General features: G+C 64.2%; 24 protein-coding genes. 11 read left to right on the top strand and 13 right to left on the bottom strand.

Going from position 1 to position 22,009, the window contains the following annotated elements; genetic code table 11:
• Positions 1-16: 16 nt before the first annotated feature.
• From NCT32_RS14775 to NCT32_RS14790, 4 genes are all read left to right on the top strand, one after another.
• The gene (locus NCT32_RS14775) at positions 17-1,612 is read left to right on the top strand and encodes a GMC family oxidoreductase (protein WP_061118332.1); all 1,596 of its coding nucleotides are present in this window, start codon (positions 17-19) and stop codon (positions 1,610-1,612) included.
• Complete coding sequence (locus tag NCT32_RS14780) at positions 1,609-2,838, top strand: cytochrome c (RefSeq protein WP_061118331.1); 1,230 nt, start codon at positions 1,609-1,611, stop codon at positions 2,836-2,838. The genes NCT32_RS14775 and NCT32_RS14780 overlap by 4 nt, the downstream gene beginning before the upstream one ends.
• A 153-nt stretch (positions 2,839-2,991) precedes the next feature.
• On the top strand, positions 2,992-3,729 hold the full coding sequence (locus tag NCT32_RS14785) for a metallophosphoesterase (RefSeq protein WP_061118330.1): 738 nt from the start codon (positions 2,992-2,994) through the stop codon (positions 3,727-3,729).
• Positions 3,730-3,812: 83 nt separating this feature from the next.
• A complete protein-coding gene (locus NCT32_RS14790) occupies positions 3,813-5,132 on the top strand; it encodes a DNA topoisomerase IB (protein ID WP_061118381.1) in 1,320 nt (439 codons plus the stop codon).
• Positions 5,133-5,154: 22 nt separating this feature from the next.
• On the opposite strand, the gene NCT32_RS14795 is transcribed toward NCT32_RS14790, so the two are convergent.
• The 3 genes from NCT32_RS14795 to NCT32_RS14805 all read right to left on the bottom strand — a co-directional run bounded on the left by NCT32_RS14795 (position 5,155) and on the right by NCT32_RS14805 (position 6,689).
• Entirely contained in the window at positions 5,155-5,886 is a 732-nt protein-coding gene (locus tag NCT32_RS14795; protein ID WP_061118329.1) for an RES family NAD+ phosphorylase, read from the bottom strand.
• Entirely contained in the window at positions 5,886-6,323 is a 438-nt protein-coding gene (locus tag NCT32_RS14800) for an MbcA/ParS/Xre antitoxin family protein (RefSeq protein ID WP_061118328.1), read from the bottom strand. The genes NCT32_RS14795 and NCT32_RS14800 overlap by 1 nt, the downstream gene beginning before the upstream one ends.
• 93 nt (positions 6,324-6,416) lie before the next feature.
• Entirely contained in the window at positions 6,417-6,689 is a 273-nt protein-coding gene (locus tag NCT32_RS14805; RefSeq protein ID WP_086961056.1) for a DUF2866 domain-containing protein, read from the bottom strand.
• 267 nt (positions 6,690-6,956) lie between these two features.
• Between NCT32_RS14805 and NCT32_RS14810 the strand changes: the two genes are divergently transcribed.
• Both NCT32_RS14810 and NCT32_RS14815 read left to right on the top strand, forming a co-directional pair.
• Positions 6,957-7,181, top strand: a complete 225-nt coding sequence (locus NCT32_RS14810) for a hypothetical protein (protein WP_061118327.1) — start codon at positions 6,957-6,959, stop codon at positions 7,179-7,181.
• A 17-nt stretch (positions 7,182-7,198) separates the two neighbouring features.
• A complete protein-coding gene (locus tag NCT32_RS14815) occupies positions 7,199-7,507 on the top strand; it encodes a hypothetical protein (RefSeq protein ID WP_061118326.1) in 309 nt (102 codons plus the stop codon).
• Positions 7,508-7,590: 83 nt separating this feature from the next.
• Here NCT32_RS14815 and NCT32_RS14820 read toward each other — a convergent pair whose 3' ends face one another.
• Both NCT32_RS14820 and NCT32_RS14825 read right to left on the bottom strand, forming a co-directional pair.
• The gene (locus NCT32_RS14820) at positions 7,591-7,749 is read right to left on the bottom strand and encodes a DUF3309 family protein (RefSeq protein ID WP_040050372.1); all 159 of its coding nucleotides are present in this window, start codon (positions 7,747-7,749) and stop codon (positions 7,591-7,593) included.
• A gap of 325 nt (positions 7,750-8,074) precedes the next feature.
• Positions 8,075-9,661 (bottom strand): inorganic phosphate transporter, encoded by a 1,587-nt coding sequence (locus NCT32_RS14825; RefSeq protein WP_061118325.1) that lies wholly within the window; start codon positions 9,659-9,661, stop codon positions 8,075-8,077.
• A 173-nt stretch (positions 9,662-9,834) separates the two neighbouring features.
• On the opposite strand from NCT32_RS14825, the gene NCT32_RS14830 reads away from it, so the two are divergent.
• Together NCT32_RS14830 and NCT32_RS14835 are read left to right on the top strand one after the other, a co-directional pair.
• Positions 9,835-11,340 carry a CHAD domain-containing protein gene (locus tag NCT32_RS14830; RefSeq protein WP_061118324.1) on the top strand — a complete coding sequence of 502 codons (1,506 nt, stop codon included), beginning with the start codon at positions 9,835-9,837 and terminating at the stop codon, positions 11,338-11,340.
• A 44-nt stretch (positions 11,341-11,384) separates the two neighbouring features.
• Positions 11,385-12,209 carry a TOBE domain-containing protein gene (locus tag NCT32_RS14835; RefSeq protein WP_061118323.1) on the top strand — a complete coding sequence of 275 codons (825 nt, stop codon included), beginning with the start codon at positions 11,385-11,387 and terminating at the stop codon, positions 12,207-12,209.
• 30 nt (positions 12,210-12,239) lie between these two features.
• Here NCT32_RS14835 and NCT32_RS14840 read toward each other — a convergent pair whose 3' ends face one another.
• On the bottom strand, positions 12,240-12,926 hold the full coding sequence (locus NCT32_RS14840; RefSeq protein WP_061118322.1) for a phosphatase PAP2 family protein: 687 nt from the start codon (positions 12,924-12,926) through the stop codon (positions 12,240-12,242).
• 332 nt (positions 12,927-13,258) lie between these two features.
• Between NCT32_RS14840 and NCT32_RS14845 the strand changes: the two genes are divergently transcribed.
• Both NCT32_RS14845 and NCT32_RS14850 read left to right on the top strand, forming a co-directional pair.
• Positions 13,259-14,419, top strand: coding sequence for a PHB depolymerase family esterase (locus NCT32_RS14845; protein ID WP_061118321.1), 1,161 nt, complete (start codon positions 13,259-13,261; stop codon positions 14,417-14,419).
• Positions 14,420-14,558: 139 nt separating this feature from the next.
• Positions 14,559-14,732 carry a DUF3563 family protein gene (locus NCT32_RS14850; RefSeq protein WP_086961054.1) on the top strand — a complete coding sequence of 58 codons (174 nt, stop codon included), beginning with the start codon at positions 14,559-14,561 and terminating at the stop codon, positions 14,730-14,732.
• A gap of 101 nt (positions 14,733-14,833) precedes the next feature.
• Here the strand turns inward: NCT32_RS14850 and NCT32_RS14855 are convergent, their stop codons facing one another.
• The 5 genes from NCT32_RS14855 to NCT32_RS14875 all read right to left on the bottom strand — a co-directional run bounded on the left by NCT32_RS14855 (position 14,834) and on the right by NCT32_RS14875 (position 18,279).
• Positions 14,834-15,253 carry an organic hydroperoxide resistance protein gene (locus NCT32_RS14855; protein ID WP_061118320.1) on the bottom strand — a complete coding sequence of 140 codons (420 nt, stop codon included), beginning with the start codon at positions 15,251-15,253 and terminating at the stop codon, positions 14,834-14,836.
• A gap of 132 nt (positions 15,254-15,385) precedes the next feature.
• Positions 15,386-15,847: a MarR family winged helix-turn-helix transcriptional regulator gene (locus NCT32_RS14860; protein WP_061118319.1), complete on the bottom strand. Its 462-nt coding sequence runs from the start codon at positions 15,845-15,847 to the stop codon at positions 15,386-15,388.
• A gap of 103 nt (positions 15,848-15,950) precedes the next feature.
• Positions 15,951-16,772 (bottom strand): BPSS1780 family membrane protein, encoded by an 822-nt coding sequence (locus tag NCT32_RS14865; protein ID WP_061118318.1) that lies wholly within the window; start codon positions 16,770-16,772, stop codon positions 15,951-15,953.
• Positions 16,773-16,781: 9 nt separating this feature from the next.
• Positions 16,782-17,750 carry a homoserine kinase gene (locus tag NCT32_RS14870; RefSeq protein WP_061118317.1) on the bottom strand — a complete coding sequence of 323 codons (969 nt, stop codon included), beginning with the start codon at positions 17,748-17,750 and terminating at the stop codon, positions 16,782-16,784.
• Between the two features lie 118 nt (positions 17,751-17,868).
• A complete protein-coding gene (locus tag NCT32_RS14875) occupies positions 17,869-18,279 on the bottom strand; it encodes a hypothetical protein (RefSeq protein WP_061118316.1) in 411 nt (136 codons plus the stop codon).
• A 232-nt stretch (positions 18,280-18,511) separates the two neighbouring features.
• Here NCT32_RS14875 and NCT32_RS14880 point away from each other — a divergent pair, with 232 nt between their 5' ends.
• Positions 18,512-20,038, top strand: a complete 1,527-nt coding sequence (locus NCT32_RS14880) for an AMP nucleosidase (protein WP_061118315.1) — start codon at positions 18,512-18,514, stop codon at positions 20,036-20,038.
• A 48-nt stretch (positions 20,039-20,086) separates the two neighbouring features.
• Here NCT32_RS14880 and NCT32_RS14885 read toward each other — a convergent pair whose 3' ends face one another.
• Entirely contained in the window at positions 20,087-20,932 is an 846-nt protein-coding gene (locus NCT32_RS14885) for a hypothetical protein (RefSeq protein WP_143756333.1), read from the bottom strand.
• A 326-nt stretch (positions 20,933-21,258) separates the two neighbouring features.
• Positions 21,259-22,008, bottom strand: a complete 750-nt coding sequence (locus NCT32_RS14890; RefSeq protein ID WP_061118313.1) for a TIGR00730 family Rossman fold protein — start codon at positions 22,006-22,008, stop codon at positions 21,259-21,261.
• Position 22,009 lies beyond the last annotated feature (1 nt).

Consider the following 22,009-nt stretch of genomic DNA (forward strand, 5'->3'; position numbering starts at 1 on the left):
GGACAAAGGCGCGCGCATGGCGGGTTCCACTTCGGCGGATGTGGTCGTCGTCGGATCGGGCGTGGCGGGCAGTCTCGTCGCGTATCGGCTGGCGAAGGCGGGCGCGTCGGTGATCCTGCTCGAAGCGGGGCCGCGTCTCGCGCGCTGGCAGATCGTCGACAACTTTCGCCGCGTCGCCGACAAGCGCGACCTGTGCGCGCCATATCCGCTTCTGCGTCACGCGCCTCGCCCCGAGCCGATGAATCCGGGCGCATATCTCATCGATCGCGGCACGACCCCGTATCGACCGCAATATCTGCGGCTCGTCGGCGGCACCACGTGGCACTGGGCGGGCGCCGCCTGGCGTCTGTTGCCCGCCGATTTTCGCGTGAAGTCGCTGTACGGCGTCGGGCGCGACTGGCCGTTTCCCTACGAGACGCTCGAGCCCTGGTACGGTCAGGCCGAAGTCGAGCTGGGCGTTGCGGGCCCGGATCTCGATCTCGGCTCGCCGCGCTCGACGCCTTATCCGATGACCGCGCTGCCGCTCTCATGGATGGACCGGCGTGTGGCGGACGTGCTCGGCGCGCAGTCGTTGCGCGTCGTGCCCGAGCCGATGGCGCGCAATAGCCGCCCATACGACGCGCGCCCCGCGTGCTGCGGCAACAACAATTGCATGCCGATTTGCCCGATCGGCGCGCTTTACCACGCCGCCACGCATGCCGACAAAGCCGAGCGCGCGGGCGCGGCGCTGATCGCGCAGGCAGTCGCGTATCGCGTCGAGGCCAACGATCGCGGCGACATCGTCGCGATCCATTACAAGGACCCGAACGGCCAGAGCACGCGCGTGACGGGCAAGCGCTTCGTGATCGCGGCGAACGGCATCGAAACGCCCAGGCTTCTTCTGATGTCGACGTCGGCGCGCTATCCCAAGGGCATCGCCAATGGCTCGGATCAGGTCGGACGTAACCTGATGGATCATCCCGGCGCGAGCGTGAGCTTTCTCGCGAACGAGGCGCTGTGGCCGGGGCGCGGGCCGGTGGAAATGAGCTCGATCGTCGACTTTCGCGACGGGCCGTTTCGCGCGCAGCAGGCGGCGAAGAAGCTGCATCTGTCGAACGCGGCGCCCACGCTCGCCGTCACCTGGAACCTGCTCGGCAAAGGGCTGACGGGCGGCGAACTCGACCGGCAGATCCGCGAGCAGTGCGCGCGCAGGCTCACGTTCGGTAGCTTCCACGAGCAATTGCCATCGGGCGCGAATCGCGTGACGCTGTCGGCGCAAAAGGATGCGCTCGGCTTGCCGCGTCCGGAAATCGCCTATGCGATCGACGACTACGTGCGCAAGAGCGCCGCCGATACGCGCGCGCTGTTCGGTCGCATTGCCGGCATGTTCGACGGCACCGAGATCGAATACGACGATTCGCTCGGCGCGAGCAGCCACATCATGGGCACGGCGATCATGGGCCGCGATCCGGGCGATGCCGTCGTCGATGCCGAATGCCGCGCGCACGATCATGCGAATCTTTTCATCGCCGGCAGCGCGGTGATGCCCGCGGGCGGTTCGGTCAATTGCACGTTGACGATCGCGGCGCTCGCGCTGCGGCTCGCCGGCACGATCGAAACGTCGTTGCGATGAACGCGCGATTCACGGGCGTGTTCGTCCTCCTGGCTTGTCTGCTCAGCCCTGCCAACGCGCAAACCAAAGCCGCTCAAGGCGAGTATCTCGTGCGCGCGGGCGGCTGCATGAGCTGCCATACCGCCGATCCCGCGCGGCCGTTCGCGGGCGGCAGGCCGATCGCGACGCCGTTCGGCAACGTGTATGCGCCGAACATCACGAGCGACCGGGAAACGGGCATCGGCGCATGGACCGACGCGCAGTTCATCCGGGCGATGCGTGAGGGCATCGGACGCAACGGCGAGCGGCTCTATCCCGCGTTTCCGTACACCGCGTACACGCTGCTTTCGGACGCCGATCTCCTCTCGATGCGCGCCTGGCTCGCAACCGTGCCGCCCGTGCGCACCGCGAGGCCGCGCAACGCGCTCTCGTTTCCCTTCGACCAGCGCTGGCTGATGACGCTGTGGAATCTGTTCAATTTTTCGCCGGGACGCTTCGTTGCCGATCCGTCGAAGAGCGCGGAGTGGAATCGCGGGGCGTATCTCGTCGAGGGGCTCGGGCATTGCGGCGAGTGCCACACACCGCGCAACTGGCTCGGCGGACTGGACCGGAGTGAGCGGCTCGGCGGCGCGACGATCGCGGGCTGGCAGGCAGGCAACCTCACGCCCGAACGCGTGGCGGGCATCGGCGCATGGCGCGACGACGAACTGCTGCGCTTTCTGTCGACGGGCGCGGCGCCCGGCCGTGCCTACGCGCTCGGACCGATGGCGGAGGTCGTCGCCACGAGCACGCAATTTATGACGACCGCCGATCTGCGCGCGATGATCACGTATCTGCGCGCCGTGCCGCCGGTCGCGGTGAAGGCGGCGCGCGTGCGCACGAGCTTCGGTCGGCCGGCACGCACGGACATCACGGCGCTCGACAGCGACGGCGCACGGCTCTACGCGGCCGCCTGCGCGAGTTGTCACGGCGTGACGGGCGAGGGTGGCAAGTCGTTTCCCTCACTCGTGCACGACAGCGTGACCGGCGCACTTGGCATCGCGACGACGAACAATCTCGTCCTCGTGATCCTGCACGGCGTGAATCGTCAGACGCGCGACGCCCATGCCCAGATGCCGGCGTTCGGCGCGCAACTGACGGACGAAGAGATCGCGGCGCTGGCCAACTTCATCACGCGCCAGTTCGGTGATCCACGCGCAACGACCGATGCAAAAACGGTCGCGCGGCTGCGCGCGATAGCGCAATAAATACGGGTTGAATCGACGGCGCGCAGCAGCTTTTACGCGCGTATCCAGCGCGCCGGTAACGCCCGTGTAACGAGTGTCGATGCGGCTTGCAGATTGCTTGCAAAAGCGAGCCAGGCCTCACACCTTGTCATTGAGCAGCGCTATCATCGGCGCATGAATGGTCCTACCTATCCTATCGTTTGCAGGCATCCCGCCAATGATATCGGCCGCGATTTCGTGGTCGGCGATCTGCATGGCTGCATGGATGCGCTGCGCTATCTTCTGCACGAAATCGGCTTCGATGGTGCGCGGGACAGGCTGTTCTCCGTCGGCGATCTGGTCGATCGCGGCACCGACTCGCGCGCGGCCATCGATCTCATCGACAAGCCGTGGTTCTATCCCGTGCTCGGCAATCACGAGGATTCGCTGATCTCGGTCGCGACCGGCACGATGCGCCGTCAGTCGTGGTACGCGATCGGCGGCGCGTGGGCAGACGCGATTCCCGACGATCAACTCGCCGTGCTCGCGGCGCGGCTCGCGAAGTTGCCGCTCGTGCGCATCGTCGGCGAAGGTGAACGGCGCTTCAACGTGCTGCATGCGGAGTTTTTCGGCAACGACGCCGAACTCGACGCCGGCGATTTCCATGAAGACGTGCGCACGCAGATTCTGTGGGGCCGCGCCCTCGCGCTCGGTCAGGCGGACCCGCAGCAACAGCTCGGGCTGTCGCCGACCTACTGCGGCCATACGCCGACGCGCGCCGTGAAGCAGATCGGCTCGCAGATTTACATCGATACGTGCGCGTTCGCGCCGGAAGGCCGTCTCACGATCGTTCAGGCCGGCACCGAAGAGCGCTGGTCCGTGAAGGAGCGCTGGGCCGCCTCCGAGGGCGCGCGGGAGCTTGCGCTGCCCTGACGTCCGCCACGGCTTCGCGCAGGCGGCACGCGCGTTGCTCGGTGCTTCGCCATGAATCGAACGTCAATCAGGCGAGGCGCGCGGTGGCGAGAACGAGAACGAGCGACGAGACAGGCGGCGGATCCGGCGACGCACGGACGGGCGCCTTGCAGGGCTGCCCCGAGGATTTGCCGCCGGGCCTGCGCTACATGGACGATTCGCGGCGCGGCTACACGCGCGAGTGGATCGACGGGGCGTTCGCGTACTTCAACACGCAAGGCAAGCGAATCGATGACGAAGCCGAGATTCGCCGCATCAATGCGCTCGCCATTCCGCCCGCTTATACCGATGTCTGGATCTGCCCCGACTCGCGCGGACATCTCCAGGCGACGGGGCGCGATGCGCGCGGGCGCAAGCAATATCGCTATCACCCGCAGTGGCGCGAAACCCGCGACGCCAACAAGTACGAGCGCATGCTCGCGTTTTCCGTCGTGCTGCCGAAGCTGCGTGCGCGCGTTACGCGCGATCTGTCGCTCGACGGCATGCCGCGCGACAAGGTGCTCGCGACCGTCGTGCGTTTGCTCGACACGACGCTCATTCGCGTGGGCAGCGAGGAATACGCGCGCGAGAACCGCTCATACGGGCTGACGACGTTGCGCAAGCGCCACCTCAAAGTGTCGGCGGGAACGTTGAGGTTCAGGTTCCGCGGCAAAAGCGGCATCGAGCACGATGTCGCGGTGAGCGACGCGCGGGTTGCGCGCATCGTCAAGCGGTGCATGGACTTGCCGGGACAGGATCTGTTCCAGTATCTCGATGCGGACGGCACGCGCCACTCGGTCTCTTCATCCGACATCAACGATTATCTGCGCGAGATCACGGGTGCGGACTTCACCGCGAAGGACTATCGCACGTGGGCCGGCAGCGTGTTCGCGCTCGCGGCGCTCAGGCGGCTGAAATGGGAGACCGTGACGGAGGCGCGCAGGCATGTCGTCGGCACGATCAAGGAAGTCGCGCAACTGCTGCGCAATACGCCTGCCGTATGCCGCAAATGTTATGTGCATCCTGCCGTGATCGACGCATTCGAGGCCGGCGAGCTTGCCGAGACGATGCCCGCGTCGCGCCGCCGCGGACTCAGGACCGACGAGGCCGCGCTCGCCATCTTCCTCGAGAAGGAAGCGAAACGCCGCACGCGCGAGGCGGCCCGCAAGAACCGCAAGGGCGAGGCGATGAACGACACGCGCCTGACCCGGCTGCTCTCGGAATCGAGCCGCAAGGCGCGCGCCGGCGGGCTCAAGGCGAGCGGCAAGAACGCGGCATCGCAGGCGCTGGAGCATGTCGCGAAGAAGCCGGCGGGGAAGGCTGCGCGCCCGGCGTCGAAGAAGCTCGCGCGCACGCGGACCGAGACGGCGATAGCGATCCGCTGAAGCGTGTGAAACGTTTGCCCGCTCAGCCGACCTGGTTCAGCTCGAAGACATAATCGATCGCCTCGCCGTTCCAGTTGTATTCCAGATACGCCGCGTGCCGGCAATCACGCAGCATCGTCGTGCGAAAGGCGGCGAGACATTCGCCTTGCGGATCGCGCACCGATGGATACACGATTCCCGGCGCGCTCGCCGTGCGCACTGCGCGTCCGAGCGCCTTGCCCGGGCCGTAGTCGTCCGGTGCGAGAATGCGCGCATCGAGGCCGGCCCGCTCGATCGCGTCGCCGCGCAGATCGACGACTTCGCCGTGCGCCATCACCGTATAGAGCCGCATCTGCTGGCGTAGCGGAGCCTCGTTCGTCGCCGCGAGAAAGAGCCCGGCGTGATAGCGCGTTTCAGCGATCGCGGTCTGCCGTTCGCGTCCGCAATAGAACACGCCGTAGCTGCCGTCGGAGAAGCGGCTGCCGTTCGGATTCAAATGCGTGAACGCGGCCATGATCGGCCCGCAGCCCGGCCCGAAGCAGCGTTCGTCCGGCGGCACGAGATCGAGTTCGCCGATTTCGGTGCGCAGGCGGTCGTTGGTCATCGCCTCGAGCGCATAGAGCGCTTCGAAATCCTGCGGCGAGGCGACGCGGTCGAACAGGTTGACGGCGGGAAAACGCGTGGGAATCACGCGATACGCGGGCGACCAGCCGATGAGGCTGTGCGGCCACTGTTCGCGCCAGTTCGATGTGTCCTTGCGAAATGCAATTCCCATCACGCCCAGCCGCCTCGCATCGCGTCGAGGTATTGGCGCACGGCGACGAGATCGCTGATATTGCCCGCCAGGAGGCGGTCGATCGCTGGATGTCCACCGAAGGGCGGCGCGGCGTTGGGACGGCGGATCCAGGTATCGGCGGCTTTCGGGTCCGGCAAAAGGATCTGGAGCGCCTTGTAGATGCCGAGAATCAGCGAGAGGCGCTCCAGGGTGTCGCGCCCGAGCCGCGCGGATTGCGGCGCGGCCTTCCATTTGAAGAAGGTGGAACGCCCCGGGGAGCCGAGCAGCGTGATCTGCTCTTCGGCCGATAGCTCCCAGTCACGGGCGATGTTGAAGAACGCGCGTAAGCCGGCGGCGGAAAGATCGCTCGAATCGAGCGCCGGACGCGGCGCCGGGGCGCGAGCCGGCGAGTGTTCGGCGCGTGCGGCGTTGGACATGTCGTTAAGTCTCCAAAGGAACTTGTTGTAGATGTTAGTCCACATTTGGATTAATACAAGCATGCCATGAATGTTTTTACGCGCGGCGCCGGATCAGGCGTCGTCATCGGTCGGACCGTAGCGGCGGCCGGGCACGTGGGATTTGAGCGCGTCGGCGATCTGCGAGGGCGTGCAATCGGCGGGGAGCACACGGCGCTGCACGCGCTGATCGTTCTTCAGCACCCATTCGACCATGCGATAAGCCGGTCCCCACGGCGGTTCGACCGGCAGGGACAGGCGGCATTCGCGCAGCGTGAGCGCGTACTGTTTTCGCATCGTCGGTGCGAGATTGGCAAAGCTTCGGCGCGCGGCGGTGTTGGCTGACATGGCACATTCCTCACGGTGATGATCCGGCCGTCCGATACGGGGCGGCGGCAATTGAGCCGGATCGCGAGACGAGTGTGTCGGGCAAGAATTAAGGGCGACTTAATCGCGAGCGGCGCCGCATCGAGGCGCGGCGAAATGTCGCCCGACGTCCTGCGGGCGCAGGTCAAGAGGGGCTTCGGCATTTTCACCACGTCGCATATCGCCTGTTTGCCGGGGCGGCGGCTTACTGTATATTCGTACAGCTTGTCTGCAACAGGGAGCTTGCCGATGATTCCACGCAACGATCCGCTCGAAGCGGCTGCGCTCGAACGTTTCATGCGCGCGACGCGCGCGGTCAACGCGGCGTTCGACGCCACACGAGGCGAGTCCGATTTCATCCAGGACGGGCAGTCCGTCGCTCGCTCGCTCGAGCGTCTCGACGCCGCGTTGCACGAACTGGAAACATCCGAGCAGTCGCTCGACGCCATTCTCTCGCGCAGAGCGGGCCACTAACCGTTGGAGCGAATCACTTGAAGCGCGTATTCCTGATCGTCGTTCTTCTGGTCGGCTCGTCGTCGCTTTTCGCGGCTGAGCGCTACACGGAAGTCTGGAATCCTCCCGAAGCACAGTCCGTCAAAGGCAAGAGCAAGACGCACGCGGCCGCGCAGACCGCGGCGAGGAAAAAGCACAAGAGCGCGACCTCAGTGAAGCAGGTCGCGGACAAGGCCGCCATCGAGCAGCCGTCCGTGGCGCCGCGTCCGAAGACAGCGTCGCGAAAGCCGGCCGAGCCGGTCATTCCGCGCAAGATCGAGCCGAACGGCCAGGTGATGCGGGTCTGAACGCGTGAACAGGCACGGATGATAAAAAGGGGCGCCCTGACGGAGCGCCCCTTTTTTTGCGCGGCTGAACACGCCGCGCTGCGTTATATCCGGCCCATCAACAACAGAACGATCACCACGATCAGCACGACGCCCAGAATCCCGCTCGGCCCGTAGCCCCAACTGCGGCTGTGCGGCCAGGAAGGAATGGCGCCGATCAAAAGCAGGATCAGGATGATCAGCAGTATGGTTCCGATCGTCATTCGACTTCTCCTTATTCAAATGACCGCGGGACGGATCGGCATCCGGCGCAGCCTCCCAACCGTCATCGACAGTCATGCGCCAGGGGAGCGGCGGCTCGCGGCCACCGGCACGATCAGTTTTGCGATCGACGACAGCACTAGAGCAATGGCCGTGCCAGTGGGCTCGAAAGACCGTGATACAAGGCGGCCGGCGTGTCGAAGGATCGTCAGCGTGAGCAGACGATTGTCGAAAAGGAGACGCGAAACGAAGCGGGATCGGCAAAACTTGCACAGCGCTGGAAAGCCCTTCGACGGGCGTTCGGGCGCGAGGTCATCGCCGGAAAGATCAAAAGATGCCGCGGAACGCCCAGAACAGCAGGCCAGCGAGCGCGATCGACACCGGCAACGTCAGAATCCACGCGAGCGCGAGGCTGCGCACGGTCCGCCATTGCAAACCGGAACCGTTCGCGGCCATCGTGCCCGCAACCCCCGATGACAGCACGTGCGTCGTGCTGACCGGCAGGCCGTAGACATCGGCGGCGCCGATGGTCAGCATTGCGACGAGTTCCGCCGACGCGCCTTGCCCGTACGTCAGATGTGTCTTGCCGATGCGCTCGCCGACCGTCACGACGATGCGCTTCCAGCCGACCATCGTGCCCAGACCGAGCGCGACCGCGACAGCGACCTTCACCCACGTCGGAATGAACTTGGTCGCGTGGTCGAGCTGCTTCTTGTAGTTGCCGAGCACGGCGTCATCGTCCCTGGAGAATGCGGGCGCCTTCTGCTTTTCCATGATGCGCAGCGCTTCGGACGCGATGTACATCTCATTGCGCACATTGCGGACGTTGCCCTGCGGAACGTCGGCGATCGTCTGGCTCGGCCGGACCTGCGTTTCGATCGAACCGACCACCGCCTTCAGCGACGCGACCGTGTCCGGCGCGAGTGTCTTCGTCTGCACGTACTTCTCCACCTGGCCGCGTGCGTCGGCCGCGGGCGAAACACCGTTGCTGTAGCGCTGCAGCACATCGGACGCGCTGTGGCTCACCGCGACGAAGGTCTGCGTTTCGCCCGCCGTCATGGCCTTGTTGAGCGCGTAGGCGGTCGGCACGGTGCCGATCAGGATCAGCATGATGAGGCCCATGCCCTTCTGGCCGTCGTTGGAACCGTGCGCGAACGACACGCCCGTGCAGGTGAGAATCAGCAGACAGCGGATCCAGAACGGCGGCGGGGTGTTCTTCTCCGGCTCCTTGTAGAGCGCCGGCACGCGGACGACGAGCTTCAGCACGTAGAGCAGGAAGCCCGCGAGAATGAAGCCGACGATCGGCGAAAACAGCAGCGACTTGCCGACCGACATCGCCTGGGTCCAGTCGACGCCCGACGTGCCGTTCGTGCCGTGCAGCATCTGGTTCATGAGGCCGACGCCGATCACCGAACCGATCAACGTATGCGAGCTCGACGAAGGAAGGCCGAGCGCCCACGTGCCGAGGTTCCAGATGATCGCCGCGATCAGGAGCGCGAAGACCATCGCGAAGCCCTGCGAGCTGCCCACGCCGATGATCAGCTCGACCGGCAGCAGTTGCAGGATGCCGAACGCGACGGCGCCGCTCGAAATCAGCACGCCGATGAAATTCCATGCGCCCGACCAGACAACCGCTAAGTTTGGCGTCAAAGAGTGCGTGTAAATTACGGTGGCAACCGCATTCGCGGTGTCGTGAAAGCCGTTGACGAATTCGAAGCCGAGCGCGATCAGCAGCGCGATGCCGAGCAGGATGTACGGAAACACCGACGATTCCCGCACCGGCGCGAGATCTTCGAGCAGATGCAGGACGCAGTACACGGCGCCCGCGCCGATGGCGATCAGAAAAAGCAGCAGCGCGAGCCGCTGCCCGAGCGTGCGTCCTTCTCGTGCTTGGGGAAAGGCGATCTGGTTCATGTCGCGTCCTTGGGTGACTTGCACGGGGGTATCGGAAGGTGGAGAGCAGATGAGAAGCGTTTCAGACGCTCAAAAGGCCATGTTTCCCGCAGCGTGTGTCGATTTCATGAATCGGGAAACATGAGCCTTTCGTATGAATTGACGGGCGGCGCGAAGCCGCTCCGGGAGACTTCATGACGATGTGGGTCGAGGTAACGCTGCAAGCGATTCGATCGGACGACGGGTCCATCGGCGTGCTCGCAGAGGCGTTGCAGCGTGTCGCCGCGTTCGCGGGCGCGACGCCCCGCTCGACGCGCCTCACCGCGCGCGAGATCGCGCTGAAAGCGCCGGGCTGGCGGCTGTCGGTGGAGACGCTGGAGGGCGCGCGCACGCTGTGCGCCGTGCAGACCGAAGGCGCGCCGATGCCCGGCTTCGTGCGTTACCGGACTTTCGCGCGGCCTGCGGGCGAGGATCTGACAGCGTCGCTGATCGAATTCGCGCAAGCCGATGAAGCGTTGCACGGACCGCTCGCCAGGGCGTATCGCCATGTGGACGCGGGAACAGCCGCGACGCCCGACGGCGAGGCGCCTGACGTTCCGGCCCCCGAAGTCGAAGTGGAGCGCATCGAATGGCGCATCGATGCGAGCGGCGCGGACATCCTCGCGACGCTCGAAACGTCCGTACAGGCGCTGCCGGCATTGCGGCTCGCGGCGCCGTCGGTGAACGGTGCGCTCGATGCAGTTTTCCGCGTCGCGGGCGAGGTGCTCGACGCCGCGCCCTTTTGCATCGCGCCGGATGACGAGCACGCGTCGCAAGCGCAGCCGGTGCATGCGGCGAAGCTCGATCTTCCGCGCACCGCGACGCGCCGCCAAGCGTTCGTCGCCATCGCGGCATCGGTGGCCGGGCAGTGGTTCGGCAACGCGGACGCATCGCGCGCAGGTCTAGGCGACGAGCACGTGCATCAGTTGCGTGTCGCCCAGCGGCGGCTGAAGACACTGCTGAAACTTTTTCGCGGCTATGTCGACGATGCCTGGAACACGCGCGTTGCGCCGGATCTCACATGGTTCGGCGACCTGCTCGCCGATGCGCGCGACTGGGACGTGTTCACCGACAAGACGCTGCCCGCCTACGCGGAATCGGACGACAGCGCCGAGCGCTGGCAGGCGCTGATCGCCGCCGCCGACGCGAAGCGCCGCGTCGCGCGGGACAAGGTGCGCGATGCGCTCGCGTCGAAGCGGTACGCGCGTCTCACGCTCGCGTTCGTCGAATGGCTCGCTCGCTTCGCCTCCCAAGAGGACGCGTCGCCGACGCGCTTCGTCAGCTATGCCGAAAAGCGCATCCGCAAGGACTACCGGCGCATCGCGCATGTGCCCGATCTCGCGTCGCTCGAAGCGCATGAGCGGCATCGTGTGCGCATTCATGCCAAGCGGCTGCGCTATGCGCTCGAATTTTTCCGCTCGGTCACGTCGCGGCGCACGCGCACGCACACCGCGAAGCTGCTCGGCGAGCTGCAGACGGTACTTGGCGAAGCGAACGATGCGGCTGTCGCAGCCGACCGGCTCGCGTCCATTCCGGAGGCCAGCGATTATCAGCGCGGGTTCGCGCGGGCGTGGGGCGCGGCGTCGGCAAGGAAGGACGCGCAGGAGGGCGAGCGGCTGCTTCGGTCGATGCGTCGTCCGCGTGTGAAGGCGTCGATATAAGCCGCCACCCGTTCATTGACCCGCATGGCCACAGAGGGCGACAGATGAATAAAACAGCACGGCCGAACGTGCGCGACCCGCTGGCACTCGGCGGCTCCGTATGGCTGCGTAGCGGCACTCAGACGCTCGGCGGCGCGGCGCGCATCGGGCTGCTCGCCGCGATTCGGGACTCGGGATCGATCACCGCCGCGGCGAAGGCCGTCGGCATGAGTTACAAGGCCGCGTGGGACGCCGTCGACACCATGAACAACCTGGCCGGCGAGCCGCTCGTGACGAGCGCAACCGGCGGCAGGGGCGGCGGGGGCACGGTGCTCACGCCCGCCGCGCTGCGGCTCATCGAGACGTACCGCGCCATCGAACGCGAGCATCGAAAATTTTTGGAACGGGCGGGCGCGGCGATCGAAGGCTTCGCCCATGACTGGCAGCTGATCGGGAGACTTGGGATGAAAACGAGCGCGCGCAACCAACTGGCCGGCAAGGTAACGAAAATCACGCGTGGTGCCGTCAACGATGAAATCGAGCTCGGCTTGGCAGGCGGCCAGACGATCGTCGCGGTCGTCACGCACGAAAGCACGCAAGCGCTGGGGCTCAAGGAAGGCAGCGACGCGTTCGCGCTCATCAAGGCGTCGTGGGTCATGCTGATGGAAGACACGAATGCGAAGCTGTCGGCGCGCAATCAGTTGCGCGGCACGGTCGCCAGCGTGACGAAGGGCGCGGTGAACGCGGAAGTGTCGCTGGCGCTCGACGGCGGCACCACCATCACCGCGATCATCACGAATCAGAGCGCCGATACGCTCCGGCTCGCGCAAGGTCAGGCGGCCGTGGCGGTGATCAAGGCGTCGAGCGTGATCATCGGCGTGAACGATTAAGCAGCACGCACTGCGACGCCGGCGGCCGTGTCACGCGGCCGCGCGTTGATCCGGCGGCAATTCGGTGCGGCGATCCGGCGCGCGGTAAATCTTCGCCTTCCAGCTCGCCCGCACGTAGGGACGCTCGTGGCCCGACAGCCCGAGCGCGATTTCCGTGATCCAGTGCTGCGTCGGCACGGGCACGCCATGCAAGGCCGCGACGACCGCCGCGAGACTTGCGGCGACGGGCGCCGGCGCGAGCTTGCCGGACTCGGCGCGCCACGCGGCCCACACGAACGCGAGCGCGACCACCGCGCCGAGGGCGCAGCCCGCCACCACTTCGGAGACGGAATGCGCGTCGAGCACGACTCGCGACACGCCGACCCACACGCCCAGCGCCAGCCCCAGCGCGACGCCGATAGCGCGCATCGCGCCACGCGCGGGCAGCAGCGCGACGAAGATCGCGACCGGCAGAACCGCCGTCGACATCAGCGCGTGTCCGCTGATGCCGGTGAAATCGAGATGACGCACACCGATTCCCCAGCCGATGAACGCGATCTTGCTCAACGCGACGAGGCCGCTCGCGGCGCCGAGCAACGCGAGCCAGGCGCCTGCGTATTTCCAGCGATAGCCGAGCGCGAGCCACGCGGCGACGATGAGCGCCACCGGGCCCATGACGCCGACACTGCCGAGCGCAGTGACGAAAATCCAGGCGGAAGAAGGAAAGTCCACGTTCATAGATGTTTTTGGGAATGAGGGTTGCTGCAGTGCGGCAGACACGACGAAAACGGCAGGCCCCGCTCAAAGCGCTTCTGACACGACGCCGCAAATCCTCCTCAGTATAACGCTTGGGAAGATGCTGAATTATGCGACATTCCGCAAAGAAAGCTGCTTGTTACAGCGGGTAACTTCCGTTTAAGTTCGTCTTTTTTGTTGAAATTACGTTAATTTATCCCGACATGTAAGTCGAGGATGCGCGCCATCTAGCCGGTTTGATGTTATTGTGCATCGCACAACGGGCGCGATTTCGCCGCGCCATCCGATTGCATGTTTGTGGAGGACCCAGCCCAATGTCAAAAAGCCTTACCAAGCTCTGGCTGCGCGGCTTGAGACGTCTGGTCACCAGCCAGGTGGACGCAATTCGCACACCGAAGCCCCGCGCCGCGGCCAAGCCCGCACGCGCCAAGACCGTAAAGTCGAAACTGAAGCCCGGCACGGCCGCGAAAGCGGCTGGGGCGCCTCGCGCCAGCGCGCGCCCGGCTGCGCGCGAATCCCGAGTGCGGCCGCGCGCGTCGGCTTGGGCGCGCGGGAAATGGGCGCGCTCGTATCACTCGGCGCCGCCTACGGCCGGCCGTTTCGTGAATCACATGGCTTACGCGCTCTACATGCCGCCGAAAGCCGGGACAGAACCGATGCCGCTCGTCGTGATGCTGCATGGCTGCAAGCAGAATGCCGACGAATTCGCGCAGGGCACACGTATAAATCTGCTTGCCGACAGATATGGTTTCGCCGTGCTGTACCCCGAGCAGTCGAAGCACGATCACGCGCATCGCTGTTGGCGCTGGTATGACGATTCTGGGAACGGAGGCGGCGGTGAGGCGGCGTCGGTCGTGTCGCTGGTGAATGCGGTCGTCGAACAGCACGATCTGGATCCGGAGCGCGTGTATGTCGCGGGGATGTCTGCCGGTGCAGGACTCGCGGCGTTGCTCGCCGTGCGTTATCCGCATGTGTTCGCTGCTGTCGGTCTGCATTCGGGCGTGGTTTTCGGCGAGGCGCGCTCGGCCATCGGTGCAATGGATGTGATGCGTCGCGGCGCGCGAAGCGATCCCGTCGCACTGATCGACGCCGCCGTCGACGTGCGCGAATATCCCGGCATGCCGGCGATCATCGTGCACGGTGAGCTGGATTCAGTGGTGACGGCCGCGAACGCCGCACAACTGGCGAAGCAGTTTCTGCGGCTGAACGGTTTCATCGATGCCGCGGGCAATCGCCGTGCGGGCGAAGCGCGCGAGGAAACGCATCCGGACGGCGTCGTGACGGACTACTTCAAGAACAGCCGACGCGTGGTGAAGACATCGATCGTGCGGGGCCTCGGGCACTCATGGGCCGGTGGCGACGATACCGTCGCTTTCCATTCGTCGAAGGGACCGGATTCCGCCGCGGTCATGTGGGAGTTCTTCAAACACCAGCGACGTCCGAGCGAGGCTACCCGCGATGCGTTCGTCGCCTGAACGCCGCCGGCCGGCGTTTCGAATGTTGCAAATTAGTCTTTAGTTTCAGTGTTCTAGCAGATAGGGCTGGTGTTGGATCAGGGATTACCCTATAATCGGCTTCATAGGTAGTTACCCCAGTATCCAAGCGAGGTTCACCATGTTCCTGATCAGCCGCATTTTCCTGTTTCTCACCAAGACCGCTGACGAGCGCGATCGTGCGCGCGACGACGCCTATCTCGCCGAAGCAACAGACATCTACGATCTCGAATATCGTATGAAGAAGTTGGACCAGCGGGCGACCGCGCGTCACCCGTCGTGGATGTCGAACTAAGTCATCAGTTTCAGGCGCCGAATTGTTCGGCGTTGTTGTGCGAATCGGATGTGAAAATGCCGGCCCTGTGGGCCGGCATTTTCGTTCGTACGCGCGCTGGATCAGATTACTTTGACGCGCACGTCCACATTGTTTCGCGTTGCGTTCGAGTACGGACAGACCTTGTGTGCGGCGTTGACCAACGCCTGGGCCTCCGTCGCATCGAGACCCGGCAGCGCGATGCGCAGTTCGATGTCGAGTTTGAAGCCGCCCGCATCGTTCGGACCGACGCCGACATCGGCCGTCACCGTCGTTTCGACCGGAACCGCGCGCTTTTGCTGGCCTGCGACGAATTTCATCGCCGAAAGGAAGCAAGCTGAGTAGCCTGCGGCGAAGAGTTGCTCCGGGTTCGTTCCCGGCGCGCCCGAGCCGCCGAGTTCTTTCGGCGCGCTCAGTTTCACGTTCAATTGCTCGTCCGAGGAAATCGCGCGTCCATCGCGTCCGCCGGTGCTCGTCGCCGTTGCCTTGTACAGAATGCTCATCGTTTCGCTCCGTGGGTTTCAGTTGTCAGATTGATATTGCGTCCACCACGGTGTAAATATATCGCGCTAATTATTAGCGTGAAAATTAAAATATCGCAATTGACCGCTTAGCGAATCGCTATCGCTGCATATTTAGCGCCCCAGATATTCGTTAATTGAGGCCCGCAGCCGCACGAGATCGCCGCGTAAGCGCAGCATCGCGTCGATGTCGGAGCCTGACGCGCAGTAGATTTCGGTTGGAATCGCCTGGGCAGACTGGCGCAGAGCCCGGCCGACATCGGTCAGGCGGATATAGACCTGGCGCTCGTCCTCCACCCCACGCACGCGCTCGACATAGCCTTGCGCTTCGAGGCGTTTGAGCAGCGGCGTCATCGTCGCGGAATCGAGCGAGAGGCGCGCGGCGATTTCCTTCACGGTGAGATCGTCGGCTTCCCAAAGCACGAGCATCGCCAGATATTGCGGATATGTCAGTCCGAGCTTTTCCAGCAGCGGCTTGTACGCTTTCGTCATCGCGAGCGATGTCGAATAGAGCGCGAAGCACAGTTGCTCATCGAGTTCGAGCGGAATCACGGGCAAGGCGTCGGGCGAAGTCATGGCGAAGGCGCGGCGGGAAGGCCGGGGCGGCCGATGCGGTTAGTGTACGTGCAATGCTTCACGCGCGAAGAATCGCCGTGCCCGTTCGATCCGCCGCAATCGCTCAGGCGTTGGGCGTGCCGGGCGCGTCTGGAATGTCCGGCGAGTCGGCAGACTTCACACCGAAGCAGCCGCGATAGGTCGCGTAGAACGAGCAATACAGCGCAGTCGTGACGATGATCGACGCGGGCATCAGCACCGCGAGCGCCATTTCCTGACCCGCGCCGAGCGCCTGCATCAGCGCGGTCAGGCCGAACGACACCGCGAGCGCGATTGCGATCCACAGCACGCCGTAGTAAATGAACGCGCCACGGTTGCGCCAGCACGACACCAGGCTGAAGAACAGCGCCTTCGCGGGCGGCACGTCGTGCCACGCGACGAGGATCGGCGCGAACCAGAACAGCATCGCGACCGGGATATAGCACGCCATCGCGACGAGCACCGCGAGGGGGCTGAAGCTCGCGGCGACCGTTTCCGGATCGCCGCTCGGGCCATCGCCCATCATGATGCTGAGCAGCGTGCCGCCGTCCACGAGTGCCGATGACGCGAAGATCACCGCCATCGCGACGATATACAGCGCGCCCAGCGCCAGCAGCCGCCGTGCGACGACGCTGCCGTACGAACGGAATCCGTCGACGAGAATGGTGGGCCAGACGGGCTTGCCCGCGATCGTGTTGCGGCACGCCGCCATGAAGCCGACCGCGATGCCCGGGATGAAGAGCAATGGCAGGAGCGGGCCGACGAGCGGCACGCGCGAGATCAGCGTCATCACGAACAGGTAGGCGAAGAACACCGTGAGAAACGCAAACGGGTTGCGGCGGAACAGCCAGATGCCCTGACGGAACCACACGTAGCCGGTCTTGGCGGGAACTTCGATCAGTCGCATGTCGCTAGGTTATCGGTTGACTTGAGAAGCGGCTTTGACGCGTTCGCGCAGAATGCGTTCGAAGTGGCCGGGATCGTGCGCGTTCAGCAACTGTGCCTCGCGCGGGCGATAGAAATCGAAAAGGCGCGAGACCCAGAAGCGCATCGCGCCGGCGCGCAGCATGTCGTTCCAGTGACGCTCCTCGGCGGGCGTGAACGGTCGAACGGTCTGATATGCGCGCAGCAACGCGTCGACGCGCGCGGGATCGAGCACGCCCGTCGCGAGGTCGATGCACCAGTCGTTCACGGTCACGGCGACGTCGAAGAGCCACTTGTCGACGCCCGCGAAGTAGAAATCGAAGAAACCGCCCAGCCGCGCATGCTCGCGTCCGGGAGCGAACAGCACGTTGTCGCGGAACAGATCGCAATGACACGGGCCGTCGGGCAGCGACGCGTAATCCGCCGAGCCGAAGAACGCCGCCTGATGCGCAAGCTCGCTTTCAAACAGGTCGCGCTGCTCGCCGCTCAGGAAATCGACGATCGACGGCGCCTTCTCCTGCCACCACGAAAGGCTGCGCAAATTCGGCTGATGCTGCGAAAAATCGCGTCCCGCGAGATGCAGCCGCGCGAGCATCTGCCCGACTTCGATGCAGTGCGCGGGCGCTGGCTGAAGCTCGGGTGCGCCTTCGAGCTTCGTCACGACGCTCGCCGGCTTGCCGTGCAGCATGCCGAAGAGCGAGCCGTCGCGGCGCGGCATCGGGTCGGGCACGGGCACACGATGCGACGCCAGATGCTGCATCAGATCGAGATAGAACGGCAACTGCGTCGCCGTGAGATTCTCGAAGATGGTGAGCACGTAGTCGCCGTGCGTCGTCGTGAGAAAGAAGTTGCTGTTCTCGATGCCCGACTGGATGCCACGAAATTCGACGACATCGCCGAGATCGTAGTCTTGCAGCCAGTCGCCGAGATCGGCGTTGGTGACGGGAGTGAAGACGGCCATGCAGGAAAACGTCGGTCAGGTTGGACGGCCAGGAAGTGGCCTGTGAACGGTGGCGCCGCGCGAGGAGCCACGGTGCCGCGACCCGCCCGGCTGGAGCGGGTCCGGGAGCGATACGGGATCAGTAACGCAGGTTGATCGAGGGCAGGCGCGTGCTCGCCTTGCCGTTGTCACGCACTTGCGGCGAAGTGTCGGCCGGGGCGCTCATCTGGTAGCGCGTGCCGAAATTCGAATGCACATCGATTTCGACGGGTTTGCCCTTGTCACGAAATTCGGTGATTTCGGTGCCGTTGGTGCTCAGTTCGTGATAACTCGGCGTGCGCGGCGGCGAAATCTCGACTTTCGAGCTGACATTCGCGGGCGGACGATTGATGGATTTGAGATCGGGAAGGCCCGCGGCTTCTTCCGGCGACATTTTCTGGGTCGCCGGTTGAGGTGCCGCGTTTGCGGCTTGCTGCGCCGGCTGCGCGAATGCGCAGAAGCTTGCTGCGGCGAGGACTGCCGCGGCGGCGGCGCAAAGGTGCGGCTTCATGATGGTTCTCCAGGCGATGGCCGGATTCTAACAAAACGGTTGCCGACTCAGTGATCCACGCTGGGCCAACGCCTTATTTTGCGCTGGTTTCGCGAAATTTGACTCCACGAACCAAAAAGGTGTTGCGAGGTGTGATCGCACGCACTCACATGCAGACGGACTTCATGGTTCGCGCATTCTTCCGTGTTAATGTCGATTCACTACGAGGGCATTTGAAGAAAGACACAAGATCATGACAAACGACCGGACCCAGAGCACGCAAGGCACACCCGCCAACGATTTTCCGACCGAATCCTTCGAGGATCCCGCCGCGGCCGTCACGCGCCTTTCCGCGATCTATGAAGCGAATACCGCGTTCCTGCGCGACGCCTTCGCGCGCTATCGCCGCAACGAGCACTTCACGCATCGCGTCCGCGCGTGCTATCCGTTCGTGCGCGTGCGTACTGAACTGAATACGCAGATAGATTCGCGGCGCTCGTACGGCTTCGTGGCGGGTCCTGGCATCTATGAAACGACGCTCACGCGTCCCGATCTCTTCGGCGATTACTATCGCGAGCAATTGCGTCTGCTCACGAAGAATCATCACGTGGGCCTCGAAGTGGGCGTGTCCGCGCATCCCATTCCCATTCATTTCGCGTTCGCCGAAGGCATTCATCTCGAAGGCGATCTCGATCGGGACCGGCTGCTCGCGATGCGCAATATCTTCGATACACCCGACCTCGCGCTGCTCGACGATCGGATCGTCAACGGCACGTACGAGCCGGGCCCGGGCGAGCCGCATCCGCTCGCGCTCTTCACGGCGGCGCGTGTCGATTTCTCGCTGCATCGGCTGAGACACTACACGGCGACTTCGCCCACGCACTTCCAGAATTACGTGCTGTACACGAACTACCAGTTTTATATCGACGAGTTCGTGAAGCTCGGCCGGACGATGATGTCGCGCGCCGACGACGAGGAAACGCGCGCGTATCGCAGCGAGTATTCGTCGTTCGTCGAACCGGGCGATGTCGTCACGTACAACGCGAATCTCGGTGAACAGCCCGAGGAAGGCACGCCGTCCGCGCGCCTGCCGCAGATGCCCGCGTATCACCTGAAGCGCGCGGACGGCAGCGGCATCACGATGGTGAACATCGGCGTGGGGCCGTCGAACGCGAAGACGATTACGGATCACATCGCCGTGCTGCGGCCGCACGCGTGGATCATGCTCGGGCACTGCGCGGGTTTGCGTAACACGCAGCGTCTGGGCGATTACGTGCTTGCTCACGGTTATGTGCGCGAAGACCACGTCCTCGATGACGATCTGCCGCTGTGGGTTCCGGTGCCGGCGCTCGCGGAAGTGCAGGTTGCGCTGGAGCGCGCGGTCGCGCAGGTGACGAAACTCGAAGGCGTCGAGCTGAAGCGCGTGATGCGCACGGGCACGGTCGCGAGCGTCGATAACCGTAACTGGGAATTGCGTGATCACCGCGAACCGGTGCGTCGGCTGTCGCAGAGCCGGGCGGTGGCGCTCGACATGGAAAGCGCGACTATCGCGGCGAACGGGTTCCGTTTTCGCGTGCCGTACGGGACGTTGCTATGCGTGTCGGACAAGCCGCTGCATGGCGAACTGAAGTTGCCCGGGATGGCCGATCAGTTCTATCGAGCGCAAGTGGATCAGCACTTGCAGATCGGCGTTAAAGCGATGGAATTGCTGCGCGAGAACGGGTTGTCGAAGCTGCATTCCCGCAAGTTGCGAAGTTTCGCGGAGGTGGCGTTTCAGTAACGCCGCTTAATGACAGGAGGGCGGCGCAAGATGCCGCCCGCCAAGCGTTTATTGCTGCGCGCGCGGGGCCGCCAGCAGCCGGCTGTAGTTCATCCAGCCAGTGACAGGCGCTTCGGTGCCGTGAGACGGTGTACAGCCGGTCTGTTGGTCCAGTTCGGCCGGCGTGCAGTATGCCCCCTCGTAAGTGACGCGTACCCAAGGCGTATTCGCACCCGACGACTCGGTGACGTTGCGAATCGTTGACGTGTCGGCGTTCACTTTCGAATCTTTCGGCACGACGATGACGGCCGCGCACGTCGAGCCGGGGCACGAGCGCAGATTCATGTCGATGCCGCCCAGCCACATATCGATGACGCCGCGATCGCTCGGAACGGTGGAAGCGGGCGATGTTTCGACGGGCTGCGAAGGCTGCGGCACAGGCGTCTTTGCCACAGTGAGCCTGCTGATCCTGTTCATATCGTCATTGCTGACTCGACGCACGAAGCCAAGTGTCTCCTGGTAACCATCGCTGCCGGTCATCGACAGGTTGTAGGCGGTGTGGTCGGTGTTCCACTGTTTGCGGATGGTGAGAATCTCTTCCTTGCCGCGCGCCACTGTGTTGACGTTGACCGTTCCCTCGCCGGGGTCCACGTCGCCCAAGGTGACGGCCAGCGGCGTGTCGCCCTGAAGGATTTGCAAGCGATTATCCGCGTAGTAGATCGTGGTCAGGCCGGGAGTCGCGGTCGGAGTCCATACGCCGGAGATGTCCTTGAGCAGCGCGATCCTGCCGTCCTGGGGGGCGGAGGCTGGTACGGAATTCGAAGGGCTTTTCGATTGGTCGCAGGCGGCGAGCAGTGAGATGACCATGGCTGCGGCGGCGGCTAGCCGCAATGGTCGATTCGACAAATGTTTCATGTTGGGTCCGGGCTTGCCATTTCTGGCAAAGGCAACGGCGTTCCGATTGGCGCTATCTCGAAAAGCCAGATTTAATTAGTGAAAGCTATCGACAAACGCAAAAATCGACCGGTGCCAGTTGTCGTATGCGGGTGTCGATGGCGAGCGCCAAGACGCAGGGCTAACTGCCCGCGCGGGGCGCTAGGATACATTTCGGATAACTATATTTTGTGGAAATGTGTGATGCCGCGGCATTGCGGTGCCGGGATATGAGAAGCGCGCTACAACAATTTCAAGCTCAAAGGCCGTGTGCGCACACGGCCTTTCGCACGGTTGGTGCTACCGCGTCAAAGATAAAACATCCGATCCTCATCCGACTTGCTTTCCGCCGGCTGCTCGACCGAGTCTTCGCGGTCTTCATAGAACCGCAACACGGCATCCAGCACCTGATCCGGATCATCGATCACCTGCATCAGATCGAGATCTTTCGGGCTGATCACGCCGTTGGTAAGCAACGTGTTCTTGAACCAGTCGAGCAGCCCGGCCCAGAACTCCGCGCCGACGAGCACGATCGGCACGTGACGCGACTTCTTGGTCTGAATCAGCGTCAACACTTCGGCAAGTTCATCCAGCGTACCGAAGCCGCCCGGCATCACCACGACCGCATCCGAATTCTTCACGAACGTCACCTTGCGCGTGAAGAAGTGCCGGAAGCGCAGCGAGATATCCTGCCACTGATTGCCCGATTGCTCGTGCGGCAGTTCGATATTCAGACCCACCGAAGGCGACTTGCCCGCATGCGCGCCTTTATTGGCCGCTTCCATGATGCCCGGCCCGCCGCCCGATATGACGGCGAAGCCCGCGTCGGAGAATTTCTGCGCGATTTCGATCGTGAGCTGATAGTACGGCGACTCCGGTTTCAGACGCGCCGAACCATAGATGCTGATGGCAGGGCGAATCTCCGAGAGGTACTCGGTCGCCTCGATAAACTCTGCCATAATCGTGAACATCTGCCACGATGCGCGAGCCTTCTTGGCCGTCGCGCGCTCTTGATCTGCGAGTGATCGCAGACTCGGAATCACTTTTCTCTTGTTCATA

Origin of the sequence: Caballeronia sp. INML2 (genome assembly GCF_023631365.1) — a bacterium.
Classification (GTDB): domain Bacteria; phylum Pseudomonadota; class Gammaproteobacteria; order Burkholderiales; family Burkholderiaceae; genus Caballeronia; species Caballeronia turbans.

Bases quoted from the DNA above. Each gene is read 5' to 3' on its own strand.
- NCT32_RS14855 (WP_061118320.1), bottom strand. From the start codon at position 15,253: ATGAGCATTCTGTACAAGGCAACGGCGACGAGCACCGGCGGACGCGAT.
- NCT32_RS14800 (WP_061118328.1), bottom strand. From the start codon at position 6,323: ATGTCCAACGCCGCACGCGCCGAACACTCGCCGGCTCGCGCCCCGGCG.
- NCT32_RS14885 (WP_143756333.1), bottom strand. From the start codon at position 20,932: ATGAAACATTTGTCGAATCGACCATTGCGGCTAGCCGCCGCCGCAGCC.
- NCT32_RS14780 (WP_061118331.1), top strand. From the start codon at position 1,609: ATGAACGCGCGATTCACGGGCGTGTTCGTCCTCCTGGCTTGTCTGCTC.
- NCT32_RS14775 (WP_061118332.1), top strand. From the start codon at position 17: ATGGCGGGTTCCACTTCGGCGGATGTGGTCGTCGTCGGATCGGGCGTG.
- NCT32_RS14830 (WP_061118324.1), top strand. From the start codon at position 9,835: ATGACGATGTGGGTCGAGGTAACGCTGCAAGCGATTCGATCGGACGAC.
- NCT32_RS14845 (WP_061118321.1), top strand. From the start codon at position 13,259: ATGTCAAAAAGCCTTACCAAGCTCTGGCTGCGCGGCTTGAGACGTCTG.
- NCT32_RS14785 (WP_061118330.1), top strand. From the start codon at position 2,992: ATGAATGGTCCTACCTATCCTATCGTTTGCAGGCATCCCGCCAATGAT.
- NCT32_RS14810 (WP_061118327.1), top strand. From the start codon at position 6,957: ATGATTCCACGCAACGATCCGCTCGAAGCGGCTGCGCTCGAACGTTTC.
- NCT32_RS14880 (WP_061118315.1), top strand. From the start codon at position 18,512: ATGACAAACGACCGGACCCAGAGCACGCAAGGCACACCCGCCAACGAT.
- NCT32_RS14835 (WP_061118323.1), top strand. From the start codon at position 11,385: ATGAATAAAACAGCACGGCCGAACGTGCGCGACCCGCTGGCACTCGGC.
- NCT32_RS14870 (WP_061118317.1), bottom strand. From the start codon at position 17,750: ATGGCCGTCTTCACTCCCGTCACCAACGCCGATCTCGGCGACTGGCTG.
- NCT32_RS14875 (WP_061118316.1), bottom strand. From the start codon at position 18,279: ATGAAGCCGCACCTTTGCGCCGCCGCCGCGGCAGTCCTCGCCGCAGCA.
- NCT32_RS14805 (WP_086961056.1), bottom strand. From the start codon at position 6,689: ATGTCAGCCAACACCGCCGCGCGCCGAAGCTTTGCCAATCTCGCACCG.
- NCT32_RS14825 (WP_061118325.1), bottom strand. From the start codon at position 9,661: ATGAACCAGATCGCCTTTCCCCAAGCACGAGAAGGACGCACGCTCGGG.
- NCT32_RS14840 (WP_061118322.1), bottom strand. From the start codon at position 12,926: ATGAACGTGGACTTTCCTTCTTCCGCCTGGATTTTCGTCACTGCGCTC.
- NCT32_RS14850 (WP_086961054.1), top strand. From the start codon at position 14,559: ATGTTCCTGATCAGCCGCATTTTCCTGTTTCTCACCAAGACCGCTGAC.
- NCT32_RS14795 (WP_061118329.1), bottom strand. From the start codon at position 5,886: ATGGGAATTGCATTTCGCAAGGACACATCGAACTGGCGCGAACAGTGG.
- NCT32_RS14865 (WP_061118318.1), bottom strand. From the start codon at position 16,772: ATGCGACTGATCGAAGTTCCCGCCAAGACCGGCTACGTGTGGTTCCGT.
- NCT32_RS14820 (WP_040050372.1), bottom strand. From the start codon at position 7,749: ATGACGATCGGAACCATACTGCTGATCATCCTGATCCTGCTTTTGATC.
- NCT32_RS14860 (WP_061118319.1), bottom strand. From the start codon at position 15,847: ATGACTTCGCCCGACGCCTTGCCCGTGATTCCGCTCGAACTCGATGAG.
- NCT32_RS14890 (WP_061118313.1), bottom strand. From the start codon at position 22,008: ATGAACAAGAGAAAAGTGATTCCGAGTCTGCGATCACTCGCAGATCAA.